The sequence below is a fragment of the Oceanobacillus piezotolerans genome (assembly GCF_003665065.1).
Lineage (GTDB): Bacteria > Bacillota > Bacilli > Bacillales > Amphibacillaceae > Oceanobacillus > Oceanobacillus piezotolerans.
This window is the reverse complement of record NZ_RCHR01000001.1, coordinates 211,186-232,430: the sequence shown is the minus strand read 5'-3', so window position 1 is coordinate 232,430 and position 21,245 is coordinate 211,186. Positions and strand designations below refer to the sequence as shown.

Annotated in this window: 21 protein-coding genes and 2 other annotated features; of the genes, 9 read left to right on the top strand and 12 right to left on the bottom strand. The window is 37.4% G+C overall.

The genetic code is table 11. The annotated features are described in order from the left end of the window. The first annotated feature begins 77 nt into the window (after positions 1 to 77). From D8M04_RS01150 to D8M04_RS01135, 4 genes are read left to right on the top strand one after another with little or no spacing between them, the layout of a single operon-like run. Positions 78 to 1,301: an ABC transporter permease gene (locus tag D8M04_RS01150; protein ID WP_121520572.1), complete on the top strand. Its 1,224-nt coding sequence runs from the start codon at positions 78 to 80 to the stop codon at positions 1,299 to 1,301. Continuing rightward, the gene (locus D8M04_RS01145; RefSeq protein WP_121520570.1) at positions 1,298 to 2,398 is read left to right on the top strand and encodes an ABC transporter permease; all 1,101 of its coding nucleotides are present in this window, start codon (positions 1,298 to 1,300) and stop codon (positions 2,396 to 2,398) included. Before D8M04_RS01150 ends, D8M04_RS01145 begins: the two co-directional genes overlap by 4 nt. Next, a complete protein-coding gene (locus D8M04_RS01140; protein ID WP_121520568.1) occupies positions 2,391 to 3,062 on the top strand; it encodes an ABC transporter ATP-binding protein in 672 nt (223 codons plus the stop codon). Before D8M04_RS01145 ends, D8M04_RS01140 begins: the two co-directional genes overlap by 8 nt. A 58-nt stretch (positions 3,063 to 3,120) precedes the next feature. Continuing rightward, positions 3,121 to 3,735, top strand: coding sequence for a lytic transglycosylase domain-containing protein (locus D8M04_RS01135; protein ID WP_246001084.1), 615 nt, complete (start codon positions 3,121 to 3,123; stop codon positions 3,733 to 3,735). A 42-nt stretch (positions 3,736 to 3,777) separates the two neighbouring features. Here the strand turns inward: D8M04_RS01135 and D8M04_RS01130 are convergent, their stop codons facing one another. Together D8M04_RS01130 and D8M04_RS01125 are read right to left on the bottom strand one after the other, a co-directional pair. Next, positions 3,778 to 4,863 (bottom strand): M42 family metallopeptidase, encoded by a 1,086-nt coding sequence (locus tag D8M04_RS01130; RefSeq protein WP_121520566.1) that lies wholly within the window; start codon positions 4,861 to 4,863, stop codon positions 3,778 to 3,780. A 49-nt stretch (positions 4,864 to 4,912) separates the two neighbouring features. Beyond that, complete coding sequence (locus D8M04_RS01125) at positions 4,913 to 5,398, bottom strand: dUTP diphosphatase (protein ID WP_121521676.1); 486 nt, start codon at positions 5,396 to 5,398, stop codon at positions 4,913 to 4,915. A 211-nt stretch (positions 5,399 to 5,609) separates the two neighbouring features. On the opposite strand from D8M04_RS01125, the gene D8M04_RS01120 reads away from it, so the two are divergent. Next, complete coding sequence (locus tag D8M04_RS01120) at positions 5,610 to 6,002, top strand: sigma-w pathway protein ysdB (protein WP_121520564.1); 393 nt, start codon at positions 5,610 to 5,612, stop codon at positions 6,000 to 6,002. A 162-nt stretch (positions 6,003 to 6,164) separates the two neighbouring features. Here the strand turns inward: D8M04_RS01120 and D8M04_RS01115 are convergent, their stop codons facing one another. From D8M04_RS01115 to ytxC, 7 genes are all read right to left on the bottom strand, one after another. Further along, on the bottom strand, positions 6,165 to 6,737 hold the full coding sequence (locus tag D8M04_RS01115) for a TVP38/TMEM64 family protein (RefSeq protein ID WP_121520562.1): 573 nt from the start codon (positions 6,735 to 6,737) through the stop codon (positions 6,165 to 6,167). 71 nt (positions 6,738 to 6,808) lie between these two features. Then, positions 6,809 to 7,087 carry a DUF1294 domain-containing protein gene (locus D8M04_RS01110; RefSeq protein WP_121520560.1) on the bottom strand — a complete coding sequence of 93 codons (279 nt, stop codon included), beginning with the start codon at positions 7,085 to 7,087 and terminating at the stop codon, positions 6,809 to 6,811. 68 nt (positions 7,088 to 7,155) lie between these two features. Then, complete coding sequence (rplT, locus tag D8M04_RS01105) at positions 7,156 to 7,512, bottom strand: 50S ribosomal protein L20 (RefSeq protein WP_121520558.1); 357 nt, start codon at positions 7,510 to 7,512, stop codon at positions 7,156 to 7,158. Between the two features lie 50 nt (positions 7,513 to 7,562). Beyond that, on the bottom strand, positions 7,563 to 7,757 hold the full coding sequence (gene rpmI / locus D8M04_RS01100; RefSeq protein WP_121520556.1) for a 50S ribosomal protein L35: 195 nt from the start codon (positions 7,755 to 7,757) through the stop codon (positions 7,563 to 7,565). A gap of 34 nt (positions 7,758 to 7,791) precedes the next feature. Next, positions 7,792 to 8,298, bottom strand: coding sequence for a translation initiation factor IF-3 (infC, locus tag D8M04_RS01095; protein WP_121521675.1), 507 nt, complete (start codon positions 8,296 to 8,298; stop codon positions 7,792 to 7,794). Positions 8,299 to 8,363: 65 nt separating this feature from the next. After that, positions 8,364 to 8,490: a sequence feature (ribosomal protein L20 leader region), on the bottom strand. A gap of 658 nt (positions 8,491 to 9,148) precedes the next feature. Then, positions 9,149 to 11,092 carry a threonine--tRNA ligase gene (gene thrS, locus D8M04_RS01090; RefSeq protein WP_121520553.1) on the bottom strand — a complete coding sequence of 648 codons (1,944 nt, stop codon included), beginning with the start codon at positions 11,090 to 11,092 and terminating at the stop codon, positions 9,149 to 9,151. A gap of 90 nt (positions 11,093 to 11,182) precedes the next feature. Next, positions 11,183 to 11,403 (bottom strand) — a binding site (T-box leader). A gap of 63 nt (positions 11,404 to 11,466) precedes the next feature. Then, the gene (ytxC, locus tag D8M04_RS01085) at positions 11,467 to 12,327 is read right to left on the bottom strand and encodes a sporulation protein YtxC (RefSeq protein WP_121520551.1); all 861 of its coding nucleotides are present in this window, start codon (positions 12,325 to 12,327) and stop codon (positions 11,467 to 11,469) included. A 194-nt stretch (positions 12,328 to 12,521) separates the two neighbouring features. On the opposite strand from ytxC, the gene nikC reads away from it, so the two are divergent. The 4 genes from nikC to D8M04_RS01065 are packed head-to-tail and all read left to right on the top strand — an operon-like array spanning position 12,522 to position 16,475. Continuing rightward, a complete protein-coding gene (gene nikC, locus D8M04_RS01080; protein ID WP_121520549.1) occupies positions 12,522 to 13,430 on the top strand; it encodes a nickel transporter permease in 909 nt (302 codons plus the stop codon). Between the two features lie 15 nt (positions 13,431 to 13,445). Next, positions 13,446 to 14,402 carry an ABC transporter permease gene (locus D8M04_RS01075; RefSeq protein WP_121520547.1) on the top strand — a complete coding sequence of 319 codons (957 nt, stop codon included), beginning with the start codon at positions 13,446 to 13,448 and terminating at the stop codon, positions 14,400 to 14,402. Between the two features lie 32 nt (positions 14,403 to 14,434). Further along, the gene (locus tag D8M04_RS01070) at positions 14,435 to 15,472 is read left to right on the top strand and encodes an ABC transporter ATP-binding protein (protein WP_121520544.1); all 1,038 of its coding nucleotides are present in this window, start codon (positions 14,435 to 14,437) and stop codon (positions 15,470 to 15,472) included. Next, positions 15,447 to 16,475, top strand: a complete 1,029-nt coding sequence (locus tag D8M04_RS01065) for an ABC transporter ATP-binding protein (RefSeq protein WP_121520542.1) — start codon at positions 15,447 to 15,449, stop codon at positions 16,473 to 16,475. The genes D8M04_RS01070 and D8M04_RS01065 overlap by 26 nt, the downstream gene beginning before the upstream one ends. Before the next feature lie 640 nt (positions 16,476 to 17,115). Here the strand turns inward: D8M04_RS01065 and D8M04_RS01060 are convergent. From D8M04_RS01060 to D8M04_RS01050, 3 genes are all read right to left on the bottom strand, one after another. Further along, positions 17,116 to 18,768, bottom strand: a complete 1,653-nt coding sequence (locus D8M04_RS01060) for a glutathione ABC transporter substrate-binding protein (protein ID WP_121520540.1) — start codon at positions 18,766 to 18,768, stop codon at positions 17,116 to 17,118. A 165-nt stretch (positions 18,769 to 18,933) separates the two neighbouring features. Further along, positions 18,934 to 19,863 carry a primosomal protein DnaI gene (gene dnaI / locus D8M04_RS01055; protein WP_121520538.1) on the bottom strand — a complete coding sequence of 310 codons (930 nt, stop codon included), beginning with the start codon at positions 19,861 to 19,863 and terminating at the stop codon, positions 18,934 to 18,936. Positions 19,864 to 19,874: 11 nt separating this feature from the next. Continuing rightward, positions 19,875 to 21,242, bottom strand: coding sequence for a replication initiation and membrane attachment family protein (locus D8M04_RS01050; RefSeq protein ID WP_121520535.1), 1,368 nt, complete (start codon positions 21,240 to 21,242; stop codon positions 19,875 to 19,877). Positions 21,243 to 21,245: the final 3 nt, after the last annotated feature.

Here is a 21,245-nt window from a genome sequence, read left to right as displayed (position 1 = left end):
GCGGCCTTTCCTGAAAAGAAATTGAAACCGTTCAAATTTTATAATTTTTAATCTCTTAAAGAAATGGAAGTGCACGCATGGAGTTTATAAAACACATTGTATTATTTATGAAGAATAATATAATGCTTTTAAAGAGGAAGTGGCTTTCACTTCCTCTTCTTTTCATTTTCCCGATTTTAATCGTTGGAATCATTACATATCTTATTATTTCTTTTTTAATACCAGATGAAACGGACCCGATACGCGTTGGTTTGGTTGATTTAGACCAATCAACAGAAACGGAATTAGTTATCCAATTGATGGAGGAGTCCACTCAATTTGGCCATTATATTGTAATTGAACATATGTCAGAGAAAGAGGCTAAACAAGGATTGCAGTCAAATCAAATACATACCTATTTGATTTTCCCGGAGAATTTTACGAATGATCTATACCGAGGTAATTCAGTAGTATTGCCTATCATAGGTAATGCTAATTATCGTACAGAGAGTATGGTAATCAATGAGATTATTAATAGTGTTGCAAGACATATACGTTCTTCACAAGCAAATATACTAACAATTAATGAATATGCAAAAGAACTAAACATGAATGATGAAGAGAGAATGGATTTAGTCTTTGAGCAATTTAAGGAATTTGTATTTTATACACTGGGTTCTTCGCAGATAGTAGATGATCAGGAGCTCATTAATCATGCTACCTCCTCCCCTATTCATTACTATGGAATTTCTGGCTGGTTTGTCATTATGACGATATGGGTCCTTGTTATTTACTTATTCTTAACAAGACACAACACGACACGTTTACAAGAAAGACTGAAATTATATGGAATAACAGAACTTAAGCAGCAAATTGCCAAGGTGATCGTAACACTATGCGTTTCATTTGTATTTTCATTGACTGCATTTTTTATCTTACAGAGAGGTCTGGCATTCGAGTTGAATACAGAGAATAATATACGGATAGCCATCTTAATGGTGCTGTACATACTTGCTTTGCTATTCTGCCTGGCCATAATTGAAGCTATTTTCCCGTCAATACGACTCATGCTCTTCGCCCAATGTCTGGTTACTGTTATTCTATTGTTTTTAAGCGGGGCAATACTGCCAATTATCTATTTACCACTTTGGATTCAAGAGATAGCTCCATTAAGCTTTTCTTATGAAAGTTTTTACTGGTTAACTGAAATTCTATTAAACAATCGATACTTTACTGACTTTATTCCAATACTCACAATTAGTGTGGCAGAGTTATTTATTCTTATAAGCATTTCAGGGTGGAAGGAGCGTGTAAAAGCATGATTTCAATTATTAGAACACGACTTATCCATTGGAAAAAGCAGCCCTTCTCCCTACTTTTTTGGCTTATCCTGCCAATTCTCGCAACGCTTGCTATTCAGTATTTTACTAGTGCTATTCAAGAGGATAGTAAGGTCCCTGTGGGAATCGTTTTAGAAGAGGATACAGAGCTGGCTATGAATTTATATCTGGCTATTAAAGAGAATCCATTAATTCGTGTGTATGATGTTACAGAAGAAGAAGCAAGGAGAAAAGTGCTTAGTCATAAATTGGACAGTGCATTTGTGATTGAGGAAGGCTATGAAGAAAATGTAAAAAAAGGTTCAAGAAATCAAATCATAACAAGCTATAAATCGGACCTGTCTTTCGCCTATACTCCTGTGAGTCAAACTATCATCTCTTTAGTCCAAGAGGATACTGGGCGTTCAAAGGCTGCTTATACAGTGATAAATCTGGATAATGAGAGAAGCTGGACTTGGGAAGAAATCATTCAAACGGCAAATGAAATTCAAAAAGAGGAAAACCTTCTCCATACTACTTTCTCATATGCCTCTAGTGAAGAGAAAAAAGAAAATCAGATCCGTCTCTGGAATTCCTGGGGAGTTTGGGCAATATTCAGTGTACTCTCTGCTTTGATGCTTGCTGATTGGGTAATTAAGGAAAAAAGATCTTCTATTAAACCACGTTTTCCATTTATTCGATTCACGTATAAATGGTACTATATGGGCAATTTAGTTCCATACACTGTCCTTTTTTTATTAATAGATTTAACAGCAGTCATGCTTTTTAATTTATTATTATCTGAAACAATCACAAGCAAGCTATTGCTATCTATGCTAAGCTTTCGAATGATGTTACAAATGGGGACATTCTTATTCGCCTACTGTTTTAGAAACCTTTATTTTTACTATATTCTTTCATTTGTACTGACCTTATTTGTTATTTTGATTAGCGGAGTTATTATTCCAATGAACAGTAGCTGGGATGTCATAAACCCACTAAATGCTTTCATTAATCAAGAAGTAATTAGTGGATATTTAATGCTCTTTACTGTGCTGCTTATTATCTGGCTGATGAAAGGAGAGAAAAGAAATGCTTAAAGTAGAATCATTAGCAAAATCCTATCGTAATAAAGTAATCATTGATGACATAAGCTTTACAATTAATAAAGGAGATATCGTCGGATTGGTAGGAGAAAACGGAGCTGGTAAATCTACTCTCCTCTCTATCCTGGCTACCCTAAAAAAACCAACAAAAGGTAACATCTTTTTAGAAGATAAATCCTTTGACCATAGTAAGAAAGCTATTCGAAGAGAGATTGGATATGTACCACAGGATCTTGCCTTATGGGAAGAATTTACGGTAGAGGAAAACATGATTTTCTTTGAACAGCTATCATGGGTGAATAGAAATAAAGACGAACTTAGACAGCTATGTGTGGACATGAAGCTTGAGAAATGGAAGGAGCCAGTACATTCATTATCTGGAGGGATGAAGCGTAAGTTAAACTTGGCAATTAGCCTTATTCATCAGCCTAACTTACTTCTACTAGACGAGCCAACCGTTGGTATCGATCTTAAGTCTAAGACGGAAATAGGCAACTACCTACATACACTAGCTAAAAAGCAACAGAAGATGATTATCTATACTTCCCATGATATGGAAGAGATCAGGCAATTATGTGATTATGTTATTGTTATAGGAAAGGATACTTTTTACAAAGAGATTTTGCTAAAATCAGGGAAACCTGTTCTTTCATTTTGATATTGCTATTTCCAACCTTCACATTTAAAATAGAACTAGAGAGTAAGGGGGAATAATTTTGGAAATTAAAGACTTGCAACAATTGGTTCAATTACAAATGATGCAGACAATGCATGCATCTTCTTCCAATAAATCGGAATCCCCATTGGTAGATTTAACGTTTAAACAGCTCTTGCTTGATAAAATTAATCAAGCCACACTGCTATCTTCAGCAGGGAATTCAACAAGAGTAAAAGATCCGTTTATTTCCAATGCGTATTCTTATCATACAGCTAATTCTGAAGTGAATGTTCCCAGTACTTCCTTTAACGCTTCTATAACTGCTGCTGCTGAGAAACATAATGTAGCAGAAAGACTCATTCACGCTGTCATTAAAGCAGAATCAAATTATAATCCTCTAGCGAGAAGCTCTGCTGGAGCACAGGGTCTAATGCAGTTAATGCCAGCGACAGCAAGGTCACTTGGCGTAACAGATGCTTATAACGCAGAACAAAATATTGAGGCAGGTACAAAATATCTTCGCCAGATGCTGGATCGCTATAATAATAATGTAGAATTAGCGCTTGCTGCTTATAATGCCGGTCCTGGAAATGTAGATAAACATCAAGGCATTCCACCTTTTAAAGAAACAAAGAACTATGTAAGCAAAGTAATGAATACTTACTTAGCATAGCAAAAGAGCTCAACATAATGCTTGAGCTCTTTTTGGATAGAATTATTTATTCTTGATTTCTTTTAATGTATCTCCGTCTAATTTCTTGATCACTTCTACTAATAATTTTACTGCATTCTCAAAATCATCACGATGCAGGATTCCCGCATGAGAATGAATATATCTTGTAGCAACAGTGATAGACAGTGACGGTACCCCACTGCCAGTTACATGGATAGAACCAGAATCCGTTCCTCCACCTGCAATAGAAGTATATTGGAATGGTATATTGTTTTCTTCTGCTGTTTTTACTACAAAGTCACGCAATCCCTTATGGGAAACCATTGATGCATCATATAGAACAATCTGTGGCCCTTCACCTAACTTGCTATCTGCCTCATGAGGTGAGATACCAGGTGTGTCCCCTGCTATACCGACATCAACTGCAAATCCAATGTCAGGCATAATCGTATGGGTAGCCGTCTTCGCACCACGAAGTCCGACTTCCTCTTGAACATCGCCAACACCATACACTATATTAGGATGGTTTTCCTTCTTCAACTGTTTTAATACTTCAATAGCAATTGCTAACCCTATACGATTGTCCCAAGCTTTTGCTAACAGCATCTTCTCATTCTTCAAAGGAGTAAACTCGAAATAAGGAACAATCGATTGTCCTGGTTTTATACCAAAAGATTCTGCCTCTTCTTTACTAGAAGCACCAATATCAATAAACATGTCTTTGATATCGTATGGTTTCTTACGAGCTTCTGCCGATAACACATGCGGCGGCTTCGAGCCAATTACCCCTGTGACATCGCCTTCATCACCCAAAATCGTAACTCGCTGGGCTAGCATCACTTGATTCCACCAGCCTCCAACGGTTTGAAAGTAGATGTATCCCTTATCGTCGATTCGAGTTACCATAAACCCTACTTCATCCAAGTGTCCGGCAATCATTATTTTAGGACCATTTGCATCTCCAATTTTTTTAGCGATGGAGCTCCCTAAATGGTCGGATAGCATTTCATCAGCGAAAGGTTCTATGTATCTTTCATAAACGACTCTAACTTCTTTTTCATTGCCAGGAATTCCCCTAGCGTCTGTTAAGTCCTTTAACATTTGTAACGTTTCATCTAGCTTCGTCATAAAACTATATCCTCCTTTTTACTGTTTCCAATTATAACGCGTATAGTTATTAATATCCTTTATTTTGTCTATTGTAATTAATTTCATTCTTTTTATCGTATGCTCTTTGAATATCAGATTCCTGGAAATCTAATAACTGACCCAGCTGTAGATACTCTTTAAATAAACGTATGTAATTATCTTCTGTTGCTTGCATTTGAAAAGCAATGCATGCTGTAAACACAGCATTAAATTGCTCTGTCTCACTCATCCTAGTTCGTTCTAATTCACTATATGTATATCGATACCCTTTTTCTAATCCTAATGATAATATAAAATGAATACCATCCACATATTCTTCTAGAATAACAGCTCGTTCACTTCTTGGCTTTTTACTCCAAAACTTAAAACATCTCGTTTCGTTTGCTAACTCTCCAAGTTCAACGAGCAGTGCTAATATTTTCTCTTGAAATAAATCTGCTCCGAGTAATCCATGATTCTTTTCAATATAGTTGTCAAGCTGTGCTTGCATATCGTATAATTCTTCCCAGTTCAACATACAAACCTCATTTCTCTTTTTTACGATTGTACCATGTTTTTGTAAGAAAAACTGGCTTGACATCAAATCTATAACGAGAGCATTTGTTTTACTATAATTCTCTCCGTAAAGTTAATTTTTCTTAAAGTAGAAAAAAAGTGAAACCTTCTACCGTTCTTATTCGTATGATAAATAATTAAACTGGCATGGATAGGGAGACGATTCAAATATGATTGTCATTTTATTTCGGATACTAATACTGGTTGCAATAGCTCTTCTCGTCTATACCTTAGTTCAATACCTTCGTAACCCACAGAGGCAGCTAAAAATTGCAAAAGAGAAAAATGAATTCTTCTTTTTGGATGAACCAGACAATAGCAAGAAGAACCTTCAATTCGTCTATAAAGGATGCCTATTTGAAGGAGAGAAGTATCTTGGCGCAACTGAGGACCGCTTTGAAGTATTGGATATTCATATTACAGCCCATGACGTATTAGAGTTAGCTGGATTTACTAGAGAGGATCTATACTTTTTAGAAAGTCAGATTTTACTTAGGTACCCACACGCTAAAATAAAGTGGCAACATCCAATCAGTGAATTATTACTTACCCATATGGAATAAACAGAAGCTTTAATCAGCCGGACATTCATTTCTTCTCCCGCTGATTGTTAGTGGACAAATCAGACGTTACTGGCTGCCCCTCCTCACTTACCATTTTTGATAAGGGTTTTAAAGTCAGTTTACTATTGATAAAGAAGATGCGCGGATAACCGCGCATCTTCTTTAAGTAGTTACTTGAAAAAAATCCCGCCATTTTATGATTATTTCCTTCGTTCTTAATAAGTAGATAAGAGGTAATAATGCCACTAAGAAGGTGAAAATATAAATAGGAGATAAATTAGAAATCCACCCACCAACAAATGTATAAATAAAAGCTATTGGTATACTAGATAATAAAGAGGATTTTGTATAATCTTTAAAGCCTGAAGTGATTTCCATTAAACATAGCGATAATAAATGAAAATGAATAAAAGGTATGAGCTTAAGTATTGTAATTTGTCCCTTAGAAAGATAAGCATACTTACCAAGTAACTTTTGCTTGAGTTTAGCTAATCGTTCGAATTGCTTTGGGTAACAATGTATAATCCAGTAAAAAAGAATGCTTGATAACGTAATACCAATAATTGAATAAATGGTTCCTGCTACTGCGCCAAATACAATGCCACCAGATATACAAATAAACACAACCGGAAGAAACAAAAATGGCCTTAGTAAGTGAAATCCGATAAACAGAAGGGGTCCATAAACTCCCCCCGTTTGAATGACTGCCATAAGATAGCTTCCGAAGAATTCCATGTCTATCCTCCCTCATGTATATTCATGATGTCTACCTTTCATACTACATGTATATGACATAAGACGAGCCTTTATGACAGGAAAAACGTGATGTATGCGAAGAGCACCAGGTTGATTACTATTAAAACTGGCACCCCTATTATAAAGGAAGTATGCTTCGTTTTATGACGAAAGGCTTTCATTCCCATATAAATACCTATTGCACCACCTAGTATTGCCAGTAACCAAAATGTTCGCTCTGGGATACGGAATTTCCCTTTTATTGCTTTTTGTTTATCGATTCTCATCATGATGAAGCCGATGATATTTACTGTAATTATGTATGGTAAAAGCATTGTTACATCTTCCATTTTTCTCCACCTTTTAAGTTAGAAAAAAGACCAAATCCAGTTTACCCGAATTTGGTCCATTAACTTTATTATTTTACTGCAGCTTTTGCTTTATCTACTAATTGAGCAAATGCTTTTTCGTCGTTGATTGCTAAGTCAGATAGCATTTTACGATTAATATCAATTCCAGCTACTTTAAGACCGTGCATTAATTTGCTGTAAGTAATATCGTTTAAACGTGCTGCCGCATTGATACGTGCAATCCATAATTTACGGAAATCACGTTTTCTTTGACGACGGTCACGATAAGCATATTGTCCTGATTTGATTACTTGTTGTTTTGCTACTTTAAATAACGCTCTTTTAGAGCCGTAATAACCTTTTGCTAATTTTAAGACGCGTTTACGACGTCTGCGTGTTACTGTTCCACCTTTTACACGTGGCATAATAATTCCCTCCTAATACATTTACGAATAATCGTTCCAATTTTTATTTATTATCTAGGTAACATTGCTTTGATGCGTTTGTAATCTCCCGGAGATACCACTGCACCTTTACGAAGTTTACGTTTTTGTTTTTGAGATTTATGTGCAAACATGTGACTTGTATATGCATGAGATCTCTTTAGCTTTCCGCTTCCAGTTCTTTTGAAACGTTTTGCGGTTCCTCTATGAGTTTTCATTTTAGGCATAATATTTCCTCCTCGTCATGTTAAATCCTAATTGTTATTTGTTTTCATTCATTGGAGCAAGCATCATGAACATATTACGACCTTCCATTTTCGGTCTGGATTCAATCGTTGCAATGTCCTTCAACTCTTCAGCTAAGCGAGTTAGCACTTGATGACCAAGCTCCTTGTGTGTAATTGCACGGCCACGGAAACGAACAGAAGCTTTCAACTTATCTCCCTTTTCAAGGAATTTTCTAGCATTCTTTAATTTCGTTTCGAAGTCATGATCGCCAATACCTGGAGTAAAACGAACTTCTTTGATGTTAATTACTTTTTGGTTTTTTCGAGCTTCTTTATCTTTCTTCTGCTGTTCATAGCGGTATTTTCCAAAGTCCATGATACGACAAACGGGCGGTTTCGCGTTCGGAGCAACCATCACTAAATCCAAGTTTCTTGTCTGGGCAATTTCCAATGCCTCTTGACGAGATTTAACCCCTAGTTGGTCCCCGTTTGAATCGATAAGACGTACTTCTCTAGCACGAATCTTCTCATTGACATTCATATCTTTGCTAATAGCCAGCCACCTCCAAATAATTTTCGTCTGATCTATCTGACAAGCTCTTTTGCACAAAATAAAAAGTGTCGGTACATCATGCACCCACACGTCTCCATTAACAGTCATAAAAAGTTTGGAACCAGTCAACTACCTCTTAGGTGTCGAACAGGTGAGAAGCGGGTGCTTCTACTTGTCTAAAGATCATTTAATTTTTTCAACTTATTCAGTATAGCATCTATGTTAAGTATTGTCAAACCCTCTTGAACATTTTTGCTTACTGAAAAGATTCTAACACAATAAATAGTAAAGAACAAGCTAAGAGTTTATGCTTGGACACAGTGGATAGAAACTCCGACGTAGTGAAAAATCCCCCGATATACTCTCGCTGTTCTAATGATTGTGAGTGCTAGAATTCGCTCCGGCAGAATACTCCGCTTTCCACGGGCACGGCCTCAGCCTCCTCGCGGAAAGACCACCGCTGCGGGGTCTTCGGACACGTGCTATTCCCGTAGGAGTCTACGTATTCTGCCTACGCTAATGGAGATTTTCTGCTTTATGTGTTGTGGAAGTACAATAAATTACGTTTCATAAATCTATATTTGAATGTCTTAATACAGTAATAAATATGAAAGTCAAGAAGCTCAAACTTAGCGGAGGAAATACACGGAGACTCCTGCGGGATGAAAAGCCTAGTTGAGACTCCGCAGTGCACTAGCACGAGGAGGCTCAGCAGCGCCCGCGGAAAGCGTAGTGTATTTCCGGAGCGGATTTTACGCATTATCTTGAATTAAACTAATCGGAAGTCTATCCATACAGGGAAATAAAAAAGGTGTCGCTGTGGACACCTTTTTGGATATTACTTTCTAAGCTTTCTATTATTAATCTCATCCATTATTAACGATTCAAAGTCTTGATAAGAAAGTGTTTCTGTATCTTTTTCACCATAACGGCGATAGTTTACAGCACCTTCTTCAATTTCTTTATCTCCAAGGACAAGCGCGAATGGTACTTTCTGTGTTTGTGCTTCACGGATCTTATAACCAATCTTCTCGTCCCGCTCATCCAATTCCACACGCACACCTTGTAAACGTAGTTTTTCTGCAACACTTTTCGCATAATCAAGGTGTACATTTGGTGAAACCGGGATTACTTTTACTTGTACTGGTGCAAGCCAAGTTGGGAACGCGCCTTTATACTCTTCAATTAAGAAGGCAACAAATCGTTCCATTGTGGATACAACCCCACGGTGAATAACAACTGGACGATGTTCTTTACCATCTTCGCCAATATATGTTAAATCGAAGCGCTCTGGCAGCAACACGTCTAATTGAACAGTAGATAGAGTTTCATCTTTGCCCAACGCTGTTTTCACTTGAACGTCAAGCTTTGGTCCATAGAATGCCGCTTCTCCTTCTGCTTCTACATATTCCAAGTTCATTTCTTCCATTGTTTCTTTCAATTTGCTTTGTGTCATTTCCCACATTGCATCGTCATCAATGTACTTCTCTTTATCCTCTGGATCACGATAAGAAAGACGGAAGTGATAATCTTCAATACCAAAATCTTTGTACACTTGCTGAATCAAGTTAACAACACGAACAAACTCATCTTTAATTTGGTCAGGACGTACAAAAATATGGGCATCATTTAGTGTCATACCACGAACACGCTGAAGTCCTGCTAAAGCTCCACTCATTTCATAACGGTGCATAGTGCCGAGCTCAGCTATGCGGACTGGTAATTGACGGTAGCTCCATAACTTATTCTTAAATACCATCATATGGTGCGGACAGTTCATTGGACGCAAGACTAGTGTCTCGTTATCCATTTCCATAGGCGGGAACATATCCTCCTGATAATGATCCCAGTGGCCACTTGTTTCATATAATTCTTTACTCCCAAGTACTGGAGTATATACATGGTCATAACCTAAGCGTTCTTCTAAATCAACAATATAACGTTCGATTGTGCGGCGAATGGTAGCACCCTTTGGCAACCATAATGGCAGTCCTTGCCCTACTTTTTGTGAAACAGTAAAGATGTCTAATTCTTTTCCAAGTTTACGATGATCACGTTCTTTACGCTCTTCAAGAATACGGAGATATTCTTCTAGCTGGCTTTGCTTCTCAAATGCTGTCCCATATATACGTTGCAGCTGTTTATTGTTGCTGTCACCACGCCAGTAAGCTCCAGAGATGCTTAGAAGCTTAAATGCTTTGATTTTACTTGTTGAAGGAACGTGTATACCTCTGCAAAGGTCAAAGTATTCCCCTTGCTCATAAATAGTAACTTGTTCATTTTCAGGAATATCATCAATCAATTCAAGTTTTAGGTCATCCCCTATTTCTTTAAAACGTGCTTTTGCTTCTTCACGAGATACTTCTATACGTTTAATTTCCAAGTTTTCATCAACAATACGTTTCATTTCTTTTTCAATCTTTGGAAGGTCCTCAGGAGTAATATTATGCTCCATATCTATATCATAATAGAAGCCTTCTTCAATAACTGGCCCTACACCAAACTTTGCATCTTTATATAGCCGCTTAATCGCTTGTGCCATTAAATGAGCAGTGGAGTGACGCATAATATCAATCGCTTCAGAATTCTTATAAGTAAGAATCTCAATAGCGCCACCTCTCTCTAATGGCCTTCTCAGATCATATTCCTCACCGTCAAGCTTAATTGCGATAGCTTGTTTTTTCAGACCTGAAGAAATCGATGCCGCAATATCTTCTCCTGTAGTACCGACAGGAAACCCTTTCTCATTACCATCTGGAAATTTAATCATAATCTCTGCCATGCTTGTGGCTCCTTTCTGTTACTATAATAATTATCCTAGCAAAAGGATTTCGTTAGAAAAATTAAAAACGCCCATCCCTTTGCTAATCAGCAAAGGGACGAGCGTCTAAACGTCCGTGGTTCCACCCTAATTCCCGCATTAATGCGGCTTCATTAAATCTTTAACGCAGATTTACGCTACTACATACTATAAATTCCATAGTAGAGTTCAAAGGTGGTAATTATTCAGCAGTGATGTAGGAGCTCTCAGCCAATGACTCCTATCTCTTGTCATCCTTATCCAAATAATCATGTCCTTCTCATAACTTGTAATTATTTTACGGATTAATATTATAATTTGTATTATAGCTGTTTAGAATTCAATACGCAAGCTTATTACTGCTCATTTTTATAATAATATTGAAACGGAAAATGATTGGCAGATTCAAATGTAACCCTTTCTTGAAATACATTGATCACTGTCAGGGTTTTTGCTTCTGATGGGTCATCACCGTATATTTTTATTTGCTGAGGTGACATTGCAATCAATGGAGCCAAGTTCATTTCGTCCTCATCAAGACCTACAATATATAACGGCTCATTTTGCATAATGGTGCGTAACTCTAAAGCAGAGAACATCTTTCCGCTTTCCTTATAAAAGGTAAAATGACTCCCCTGGAGAATATGGATCATAGGAATCTTCGGCTGCTTTTTAGATATATAATTCCTTAGCATATTAACAAATTCCTGATGATCTTCTTCTCGCTTAAATTCATCGATAGCAAGTCCAATATAATGAATCAAATAATCCTTGAAAACACCTAATCCAAATTTAATGATTGAATCATAATGGAAGATGCGAGTACTCTTCATATTAGCTATAAACAAGGAAACTAACAACTGAGAGGGCTCATCCTTTTTCGTTTTTCTAATCTGAATACTACTATCATCCTCCCCAGTAATTATCCAATTGGCGATTTCATATATTCGCTCAATCTCATCTGTATCTCTATAATAATAATATTTTTTAATTGTACTGCGAATCATATTACCTAAACGATTTTCCATAAAAACATGTGCCATTGCATTTGCCATTAACTCTTTTAATTGTTTACTAGGAATATTTTCTTCTATCTGTATATGATTCCCCCATTCTTCATGCAACTTCCAATGCAATTGTATTTGATTTGACTTTCCGAATAAATACTCACAAAAACGAAGTACTTCTTTATCTGACCCAAAATAAGCCTCCAGCAATACCTATCACCCTCATCCACAACCGAACTGTTACATTATATGGACAAATGTAGTGAAAAATGATAAATCACTGGAAACTATTAATAACGAGAAATCATTTACATATAATAAATCAACAGAAGTTTTAGAATATTAACATTTGTATCTCCTAATATGTTTATTTATAGAAAAAAACAAGAAAGGGTGTTTTAACAATGAAGCAAACATCACAACTAATGGATGGGTCAAACCTTTCTCCCATGCCCCCTGACTTAAATCCAAAAGCAAAATATCGTAGAGTATTATTCTATAAATTTATGAGGAATAAAACAGCATTGATAGGTGGAATATTAATTATACTTTTTATTTTCATTACTATTTTCGGTTCAATTATAGCTCCTTATGATCCTTATACTCAGGATATTATTAATAAACTACAAGGACCTTCTAGTGATCATTGGTTTGGAACGGATAACTTTGGTCGCGATATTTTCAGCAGGGTGATTCACGGAACAAGTATCACATTATTTATAGGATTCTCTTCTGTAATTTTAGGTGCAACAGTTGGAGTATTACTGGGGATAATCTCGGGCTATTATGGAGGAAGAATAGACAGTATCATTATGCGCCTAATGGATGTTCTGCTTGCCTTCCCTGGCATTCTATTAGCACTTGCCATCGTAACCATTCTTGGCGGTAGCACGATGAATGTGGTTTACGCCGTAGCTATTTCATCCATTCCGGTATTCGCAAGAGTTGTACGCGGTTCCACACTATCCGTCAAAAAACTAGAATACATAGATGCAATGAAAGCTCTAGGAGCATCAGACATAAGAATAATTTTTAAACATATTTTCCCGAACATTACATCACCTCTTATTGTTCAAGCCACTCTCTACATTGCCACAGCAATTCTATCAGCAAGCGGGCTATCCTTTCTCGGACTCGGAGCTCAACCACCAGATCCAGAATGGGGTGCGATGCTAAGTGATGGACGATCCTATCTTTATAACGCACCTCACGTAGCGTTATTTCCTGGGTTAGCTATAGTCGTAGTGGTGTTAGCCTTCAACATGCTTGGAGATGGTTTGAGAGATGCCTTCGATCCTAAGACAAAGGAATAGAAAGGGAGATGAAGTGTGTTTAAATATATTATTAGAAGATTAATCCAAACCATCCCAGTTCTTATTGGTGTTTCTCTCTTTGTTTTTAGTATGATGCATCTTGTCCCTGGAGACCCCGCTCAAATTATGGCCGGTGAAAGTGCGCCGGAACAGCAAGTAGAAAATATCAGAGAACGATTAGGCTTAAATGAACCATTGCATGTACAGTATTTAAAATATGTCACAAATGCTGTTCAAGGAGATTTAGGGAATTCTGTTCGCAGTGGTCGCGATGTTTCAGCAGAAGTCGGAGCCAGGTTCTGGGTAACCGTAGAACTGGCAATATATAGTACTATTTTGGCAGTATTTATAGGGCTTATTGCTGGAGTTATTTCTGCAACTAAAAAGTATACAATATCAGACACATTCATTATGCTCATTGCTTTATTTGGTCTATCGATGCCCAACTTTTGGTTAGGTCTCATGTTAATCCAGTGGTTTGCAATTGGCTTTGACTTACCTGGCTGGATACCTTTCATAGAGAAAACAAGCTGGTTCAAACCTTCTGGGTGGGGAAGCTTCCAGCAAGTAGTATTACCAGTTATTACTTTAGGGACAGGAAGTGCCGCTATTATTGCAAGAATGACTCGTTCGAGCATGTTAGATGTTATTAATCAAGATTATATCCGAACAGCAAGAGCAAAAGGAGTAAAGGAACGGATTGTCATTTATCGTCATGCACTAAAAAACGCATTAATTCCTGTTGTAACGGTTGTAGGATTACAATTTGGCGGCCTCCTCGGAGGAGCAGCTATTACTGAATCTGTTTTCGCTATTAATGGCATGGGCAAGCTCGTTATCGATGCCATTGCAGCTAGGGATTTTCCCATTGTCCAAGGAACGATTTTAGTTATTGCGTTATTATTTGTATTCGTTAATTTATTTGTAGACATCACCTATCGCTTTCTAAATAAACGAATTGATCTAGATTAGTATCTACTAATCATCCAGAAAGGAGATTAACTATGCGTGCAGTCACGGAAGAAAATATATTAGAAATTAAAAACTTACAGACTTCCTTTTATACGAGAGATTTCGAAGTCAAGGCTGTGGATGACGTAACTTTTTCTATCCCAAGGCAAAAAACCCTTGGTATTGTGGGAGAATCAGGATCAGGGAAAAGTATCACCTCCCTATCGATACTACGATTAATTGAAAGTCCTGGAAAAATAATCGGTGGCGAAATCCTTTTTAAAGGAAAGAATCTCTTAGGTAAAAGTGAGGCGGCCATGCGAAAAATTCGCGGGAATGAAATATCCATGATTTTCCAAGAACCTATGACCTCTCTAAACCCTACCATGACGATAGGACAGCAAATAAGTGAAGCATATAAAATCCACCAAGGTTTACAGAAAAAAGCAGCAACAAAGCATGCAATTGAAATGTTAAAGCTTGTCGGTATCCCATCACCTGAAAAACGCGTTAAACAGTACCCATTTGAACTTTCTGGCGGGATGAGACAACGAGTAATGATAGCAATGGCATTAGCATGTAATCCAGATTTACTGATAGCAGATGAACCAACTACCGCACTTGATGTAACGATTCAAGCTCAGATCTTAGAGCTTATTAAGGACCTTCAGAGCAGACTTGGCATGGGTGTCCTATTAATCACACATGACCTTGGAGTAGTAGCAGAAACCTGTGATTATGTAGCAGTTATGTATTGTGGTCAAGTGGTTGAATATGCAGATAAACGATCACTATTTAAAGATCCGAAACATCCCTATACTGTTGGTTTAATGCGATCCATCCCTACACACGACAGGGATTTGGAAGGTGATCTGGCTGTCATTAAAGGAACTGTACCCAGTCCAGATGAAATTCCTTCTGGATGCAGATTTGCTCCTCGATGTTCATATGCAACAGAGCTTTGTAAATCTAAACTGCCTGATCTACAAACATATAACGATGTAAATCAAATTCGATGCTGGATCTACTCAGATGAATGGGATGGTGATTCGGAGGTGAATCTTCATGCAGAATCAGAAAGTACTACTTAAAGTTACCAATTTAAAGCAATACTTTCCAATTAAAGGAGGTATTCTAGGAAGAACAGTTAACCACGTGAAAGCTGTAGATGATATATCATTTAAAGTTTATGAGGGAGAAACCCTTAGTATTGTTGGGGAATCCGGTTGTGGCAAATCTACTACCGGACGAGCAATACTAAGACTAGATGAGCCGTCTGGTGGTCAAGTAGAGTTTCGAGGGGAGGATTTACTATCTTTCAGTAAAAAAAAGATGAACGCTATTCGTAAGGAAATGCAGATTATATTTCAGGATCCTTATGCTTCTATTAATCCACGTCAAACAGTTAGACAAATTCTTACAGAAGCATTGGAAATCCAAAATGTAGTACCTAAAAAGGAACGAGGCAATAGAGTGATTGAATTATTGGAAACAGTAGGACTGGGGACGCATCAAGCAGACCGGATGCCTCATGTATTTAGTGGGGGGCAAAGGCAAAGGATTGGCATTGCACGCGCTCTATCGGTTAATCCAAAACTAATTGTTGCAGATGAAGCTGTTTCAGCATTAGACGTATCTATTCAAGCTCAAGTCATTAACTTATTAACCAAATTACAGCGGGAATTTAAGCTAACTTATATCTTTATTTCTCATGATTTAGGAGTTGTACGTCATATATCTGACCGAATTATCGTGATGTATGTCGGCAAGATAGTCGAAATTGCTGACAAAAAGTCTCTTTTTGAAAATCCAAAGCATCCATACACGAGAGCGCTGCTTTCGGCTATTCCAAGTACCGATATTGACAATAGACCGCAGAGAATCATCTTAAAAGGAGACGTCCCTTCTCCTATTGATCCACCAAAAGGATGCCGATTTCATACAAGGTGTCCTTTCGCTACCGAACTATGCAGGCAGGAAGAACCTAGCTTGCGTCAGACCAATCTAATGCTTGATGGCCATAAAGCAGCATGCCATCATATTGAAGAAATAGAAGCTGGAACACACCAGCCCAGTCCACTCACAGTATCTTAGGTAAGTAAATCTCCCTTATTCTATAATGCGTAAGGGAGTTTTATTTTTGAGAATACCTTTGCTAGGTTTTTGGTTTCATTGTTATTGGGTACGTTGTAGTTATGATAGACTGTGAACTTATTTAATTCAAGTTAGTGCATGGAAACCGCTCCGGAAATACACTACGCTTTCCGCGGGCGCTGCTGAGCCTCCTCGTGCTTACGCACTGCGGGGTCTCACCTAGGCTTTTCCTCCCGCAGGAGTCTCCGTGTATTTCCTCCGCTGGTTTGTGCTTTTAAACAATGTATAAGAAGAAACTATTAAACATGAAGCGATTGGAGCGAAGGGCAGTCGACTCCTGCGGGAAAAGCAACAGCCGAAGACTCGCAGGAAGCGTAAAGGAACAAAGGCTAAGAACGCCACGTCCTGTGGCAACGCCTTTATGACCAACATCCTGTTGGCCCGAGGCTGAGGCGTTGCCCGCGGAAAGCGTACTGCCCGCAGCGGAAATCACGAGCGCATATTTCCAGTGTGTGTTTAGATTTCTTTGTCAGACATATTTTGAATTAAGTTAATCAACATTTTCTATCGACTTTGCGGTTAGCCTAACAATATATAAGCCCGACTGGATATTCATTATCCATGTCGGGCTTTAGAGCGCTTATTCTGTTATGGTTACTTCATGTAATTGTAAGATTTGAGTTGGAGATTGTGTTAAGCCTTCCACCTTATCACTTACCCCTAACAAGAAGTCTTGGTGATGAATATATAGCATAGGAGCTATATCCGTTAATAACACTTGAATTTCACTATATAATTGTTGACGGGTTTCTGGATCTCCTTCTTGTCTTGCATGATCTAACAATTCGTCTAATTCAGGGTCTTTTGTAAATGTACGGTTACCTGGCTCTCCTACATTATTTGAATGGAATAAAGGGTAAAGTCCATAATCGGCATCCCCTGTTACAGTAGACCATCCAAGGATAAACATATCATGTTCTCCGTTTGCTGTTTGCTCTAGATATGCTCCCCACTCAACTACTTCAATTTCTACTTCTATACCAAATTCAGCTAACTGTGCTTGAATATTGGTTGCAGCATCCATACGCTCTTGATTATCATTTGTCCATAAAGTTGTAGAAAACCCATTTTCATAGCCAGCTTCTGCTAATAATTCGCGGGCCTTGTCAGGATCATACTCTAACCCAGGTGCATCTGGATCATATCCTAATACGTCAGGTGCCAATGGACCAATTGCAGGCGTTCCTACCCCTTCATATATACCATTAATAATCTGCTCTTTATCAATTGCCATATTAATCGCTTGGCGAACTAGTGGATCATTGAATGGTTCTTTTTCCATATTAAACCCAACATAAGATAAGCTTACACTTCCTTGTTGAGAAACATGAATTCCATCAGTAGCTTCAATTTGAGCAATATTATTCGGACTAATCGGATCAGCAATATGAGCTTCCCCAGTTTCTAACTCTGCTACTCGAGTCAGGGTTTCATCAACCACTTTAAACGTAACGGAATCTAATTTAGCAGGCTCACCCCAATAATCATCATTTCGAACGAGACGAAGCAATTCACCTGGTCTCCATTCATCAAATTTAAAGAAGCCAGTACCAATCGGATTTCCGTTAATAACGCTACCAGGCTCTTCGCCTTCTTCCATCGCAGCATAATCTGCTTCAATCTGCTCTAAAGAAACCATTCCCCCGCCACTATGTGCTAAGTGTGCAGGTAATGGAGAAAATGGATATTCTGTAACGAAACGTACCGTATAATCATCCACTACTTCGATCTTACTAATCATTTCATACAGAAATACACGGGGTGAAGCAACTTCAGGGTCAAGCAGGCGCTCAATATTTGCTTTCACCACTTCTGCATTAAATTCAGACCCATCATGGAATGTAACTCCTTCACGTAGCTTAAACTCCCATGTTACCTCATCAATTTCCTCCCAGCTTTCTGCAAGGCTTGGTTGTACTTCCATATTTTGATCTTGCTTTGTTAAGGATTCAAAAATATTTGCCTGGACATTACTTGATGGATTGTCATTAGACCCTGCAGGATCCATGGAAACAGCATCAGAAAGCGTAGCAATCACTAGGTCTCCCCCTCCTGTTCCCGAATTCTTTTCACCTGCTCCCTGGGTTGATTTTCCACTTTCTGTATCTGTCTCTTTTTCTGTACTATCATCCGTCGGTGAAGCCGTATCTTCCGGTTCCTCGGCACATGCTGCTAGAAATATACTAAGCAATAATGCTAGTACTAGCAGTAATAGTGCTTTCTTTCGTTTCATTTTTCTACCCCCTCTTGTTATTTCAATATGTAAAAACATGGTACACTAATAAGGTTATGTCTTATAATTATAAAAAATTCAATTTAAAGATATAATCAGATAATTAATTAAACCAAATAAAAAATGACAAAAAAAAAAGAACTAGCTATTGTAAAGCCAGTTCTACTATCTTCTTCTATTTTTGCCAAATAAAGCTACTTCATTACTTACCTGTTTAATACGTTCAATAATCCTTCCAGCTTTTACTTCTTCTACACCATCCCTTGTTGAAGCTAAGACAGATTCTAGTTGGTCTAAACTGTAGTTTGAAGTAAAGAAAACGGGTAGTTGCTCCATCATCCGATATTGCAGAACCGTGCCTAAGATTTCATCTCGGAACCATGCAGATTGCATTTCAGCACCAATATCATCTAACATAAGTACATCTGCTTTTTTAAACAATTCAATTTTGTCGTTTGTCGTATCATCTTTAAAGGAAGATTTAATTTCTCTTACGAATTCAGGCATGTATATCATCATAGAAGAAATATTAAACTTCTTTAGTTCGTTTGCGAGCGCACCAAGAAAATATGTTTTCCCAACACCAAACGGTCCATAGAAGTAAATTCCTTTTTGCGGAAGCTTACGACTGCCTGTCTCCTTAATAAAGTCAAATAACGCACTCAAACCTTCTCCTCTATCTTCATTGTTATCTAAGCTTTGTATAGAAGCTTGCAGTATTTCTTTCGGCATATGAACACTTTGAACAAGTTTTTGCTGTACCTGTTCCCTATCATACATGATACGTGTATGACATTTTTCATATGTGAGATGAATCTCGCCATTATCAACGTATAAAATCGGAGAATATCCCTTTATCATATTTTTACAGCAATCAAGTGACTTACATTGATTACATTGTTTAGATTGTGATTTATATTCGTATAATTTGACCAGACCTTTATTGATAGCACGATCAGTTAATTCAGGATGAAGAGATAAGAATTCTTTTATCTCTAGGTCATTTAGTACCTCGTCTCTTATTTTAGTGTAGTTTTCTTTAAAATTCTTATTTTCCTTCATCCACTTGGATAAGGATTGTTGTATCGGTTCCATACTAATCATCCTTAAAATCGATTATTTTGCGCCTTTTGACTAAGCAGTCTTTCTAATTCAGCCTTTTCCTTTTCTAAGTCAAAAATTGGTTTAGTTTGCTCAACAGTAGTTGAAGGTGTTGGGGCTTTACTTGTCTTTCGTTCTTTAAACCAATCTGGGACAACTTCTTTCGATTCTTTTCTTTTATAAGCTGACTTATACGACTTATACGCAGGCGCTTTTTGTTTTTGTTGAAATTTATCGGTTTCTTTCTTAGCAAACTCCATTGCCTCTTTTGCTGTACGTAAGTGAGCACGTGACCAGTGACTAGCTATTTTTTCCATGTAAGCCTTTGATAGTTTCATATTTGATTGCAATAATACATAATGTATTAATACATTCATCACCGGGGCAGGTAAACCTTGCTGTGTCATTACTTCACGGATAATCTTCATATCTTGTTCAGATGCTTGATTACCACTTGATAAATCTTCTAATAATTGCTTTGGAGATATGGTCTCTAGCTCATTGATAAGTTTTTCTTCTTTTGTAGCAGGTTTTATTTCTTCCTTAATAGAAGGTTGCACCTGTTTTTCTGTTAATTGGATCTTACTCTGATTATGCTTCGATTTAAATAAGTCATGACAAGCCGTTTTAAATTCCTCATCATCTAAAATGTTATCTTCATTTAATGCCCATAACACCGATTTCTCTATTTCAAAATGATCTAAATCATATAGTGTCATCATTTGCGAGATTAATTTTCTATTATCAGATGTAAGCACTTTGCCTACAGGAATCATTCTCTGCTTTAGCATTTGAGAAATCCAAGAAAAATCTATTTTATCTTCCATTAAATGATCATCTTTATTATTTGAAGTTTTCACCACTTCTAAAGTTGGAGTAAATGTTTGAAACACATCATGAAACGCAGCGGTAATCTTTTCGCCTGAGCCATTCACCGATTTGCGTTCAAACTGCTGTTTTAGCATATTAAACTTTTGGTCACCAATTTGATGATATAGTAGTTGCGAAAGCATCGCATCCTCGAAAAAATCACTTGGGGAAAAAGGACTATTTAATTCATAGGTAAAGATAGTAACATTATCTTCCTTATTACGATACGTGTTTAATAGACCGATTGCTTCTAGTTTCCGTCTTGCTTTATAAATTTCATCTAAGGGAATATTCAAGTAGTTCATTAGGGTATGGTGTGTTTGCGGATTGTCCACCTGATCAAAATCTGTTTCATGTAACAGCGTCTGATATAACATCACAGATGAAATACCAATAAGCGGTTGATATAAATGTGTTAATGATTTAGCATAATCAATTGGTAATTCCTGTTTTAATAGAACACAATATCCATCAACAGGCAGTATTTGTCCAATAAATTTCAATAT

What these genes read in the sequence shown, in the direction of transcription:
- D8M04_RS01150 (WP_121520572.1), top strand. Translation starts at nt 78, where the DNA reads ATGGAGTTTATAAAACACATTGTATTATTTATGAAGAATAATATAATG.
- D8M04_RS01145 (WP_121520570.1), top strand. Translation starts at nt 1,298, where the DNA reads ATGATTTCAATTATTAGAACACGACTTATCCATTGGAAAAAGCAGCCC.
- D8M04_RS01140 (WP_121520568.1), top strand. Translation starts at nt 2,391, where the DNA reads ATGCTTAAAGTAGAATCATTAGCAAAATCCTATCGTAATAAAGTAATC.
- D8M04_RS01130 (WP_121520566.1), bottom strand. Translation starts at nt 4,863, where the DNA reads ATGACGAAGCTAGATGAAACGTTACAAATGTTAAAGGACTTAACAGAC.
- D8M04_RS01120 (WP_121520564.1), top strand. Translation starts at nt 5,610, where the DNA reads ATGATTGTCATTTTATTTCGGATACTAATACTGGTTGCAATAGCTCTT.
- D8M04_RS01115 (WP_121520562.1), bottom strand. Translation starts at nt 6,737, where the DNA reads ATGGAATTCTTCGGAAGCTATCTTATGGCAGTCATTCAAACGGGGGGA.
- D8M04_RS01110 (WP_121520560.1), bottom strand. Translation starts at nt 7,087, where the DNA reads ATGGAAGATGTAACAATGCTTTTACCATACATAATTACAGTAAATATC.
- rplT (WP_121520558.1), bottom strand. Translation starts at nt 7,512, where the DNA reads ATGCCACGTGTAAAAGGTGGAACAGTAACACGCAGACGTCGTAAACGC.
- rpmI (WP_121520556.1), bottom strand. Translation starts at nt 7,757, where the DNA reads ATGCCTAAAATGAAAACTCATAGAGGAACCGCAAAACGTTTCAAAAGA.
- infC (WP_121521675.1), bottom strand. Translation starts at nt 8,298, where the DNA reads ATGAATGTCAATGAGAAGATTCGTGCTAGAGAAGTACGTCTTATCGAT.
- thrS (WP_121520553.1), bottom strand. Translation starts at nt 11,092, where the DNA reads ATGGCAGAGATTATGATTAAATTTCCAGATGGTAATGAGAAAGGGTTT.
- nikC (WP_121520549.1), top strand. Translation starts at nt 12,522, where the DNA reads ATGAAGCAAACATCACAACTAATGGATGGGTCAAACCTTTCTCCCATG.
- D8M04_RS01070 (WP_121520544.1), top strand. Translation starts at nt 14,435, where the DNA reads ATGCGTGCAGTCACGGAAGAAAATATATTAGAAATTAAAAACTTACAG.
- D8M04_RS01065 (WP_121520542.1), top strand. Translation starts at nt 15,447, where the DNA reads ATGCAGAATCAGAAAGTACTACTTAAAGTTACCAATTTAAAGCAATAC.
- D8M04_RS01060 (WP_121520540.1), bottom strand. Translation starts at nt 18,768, where the DNA reads ATGAAACGAAAGAAAGCACTATTACTGCTAGTACTAGCATTATTGCTT.
- dnaI (WP_121520538.1), bottom strand. Translation starts at nt 19,863, where the DNA reads ATGGAACCGATACAACAATCCTTATCCAAGTGGATGAAGGAAAATAAG.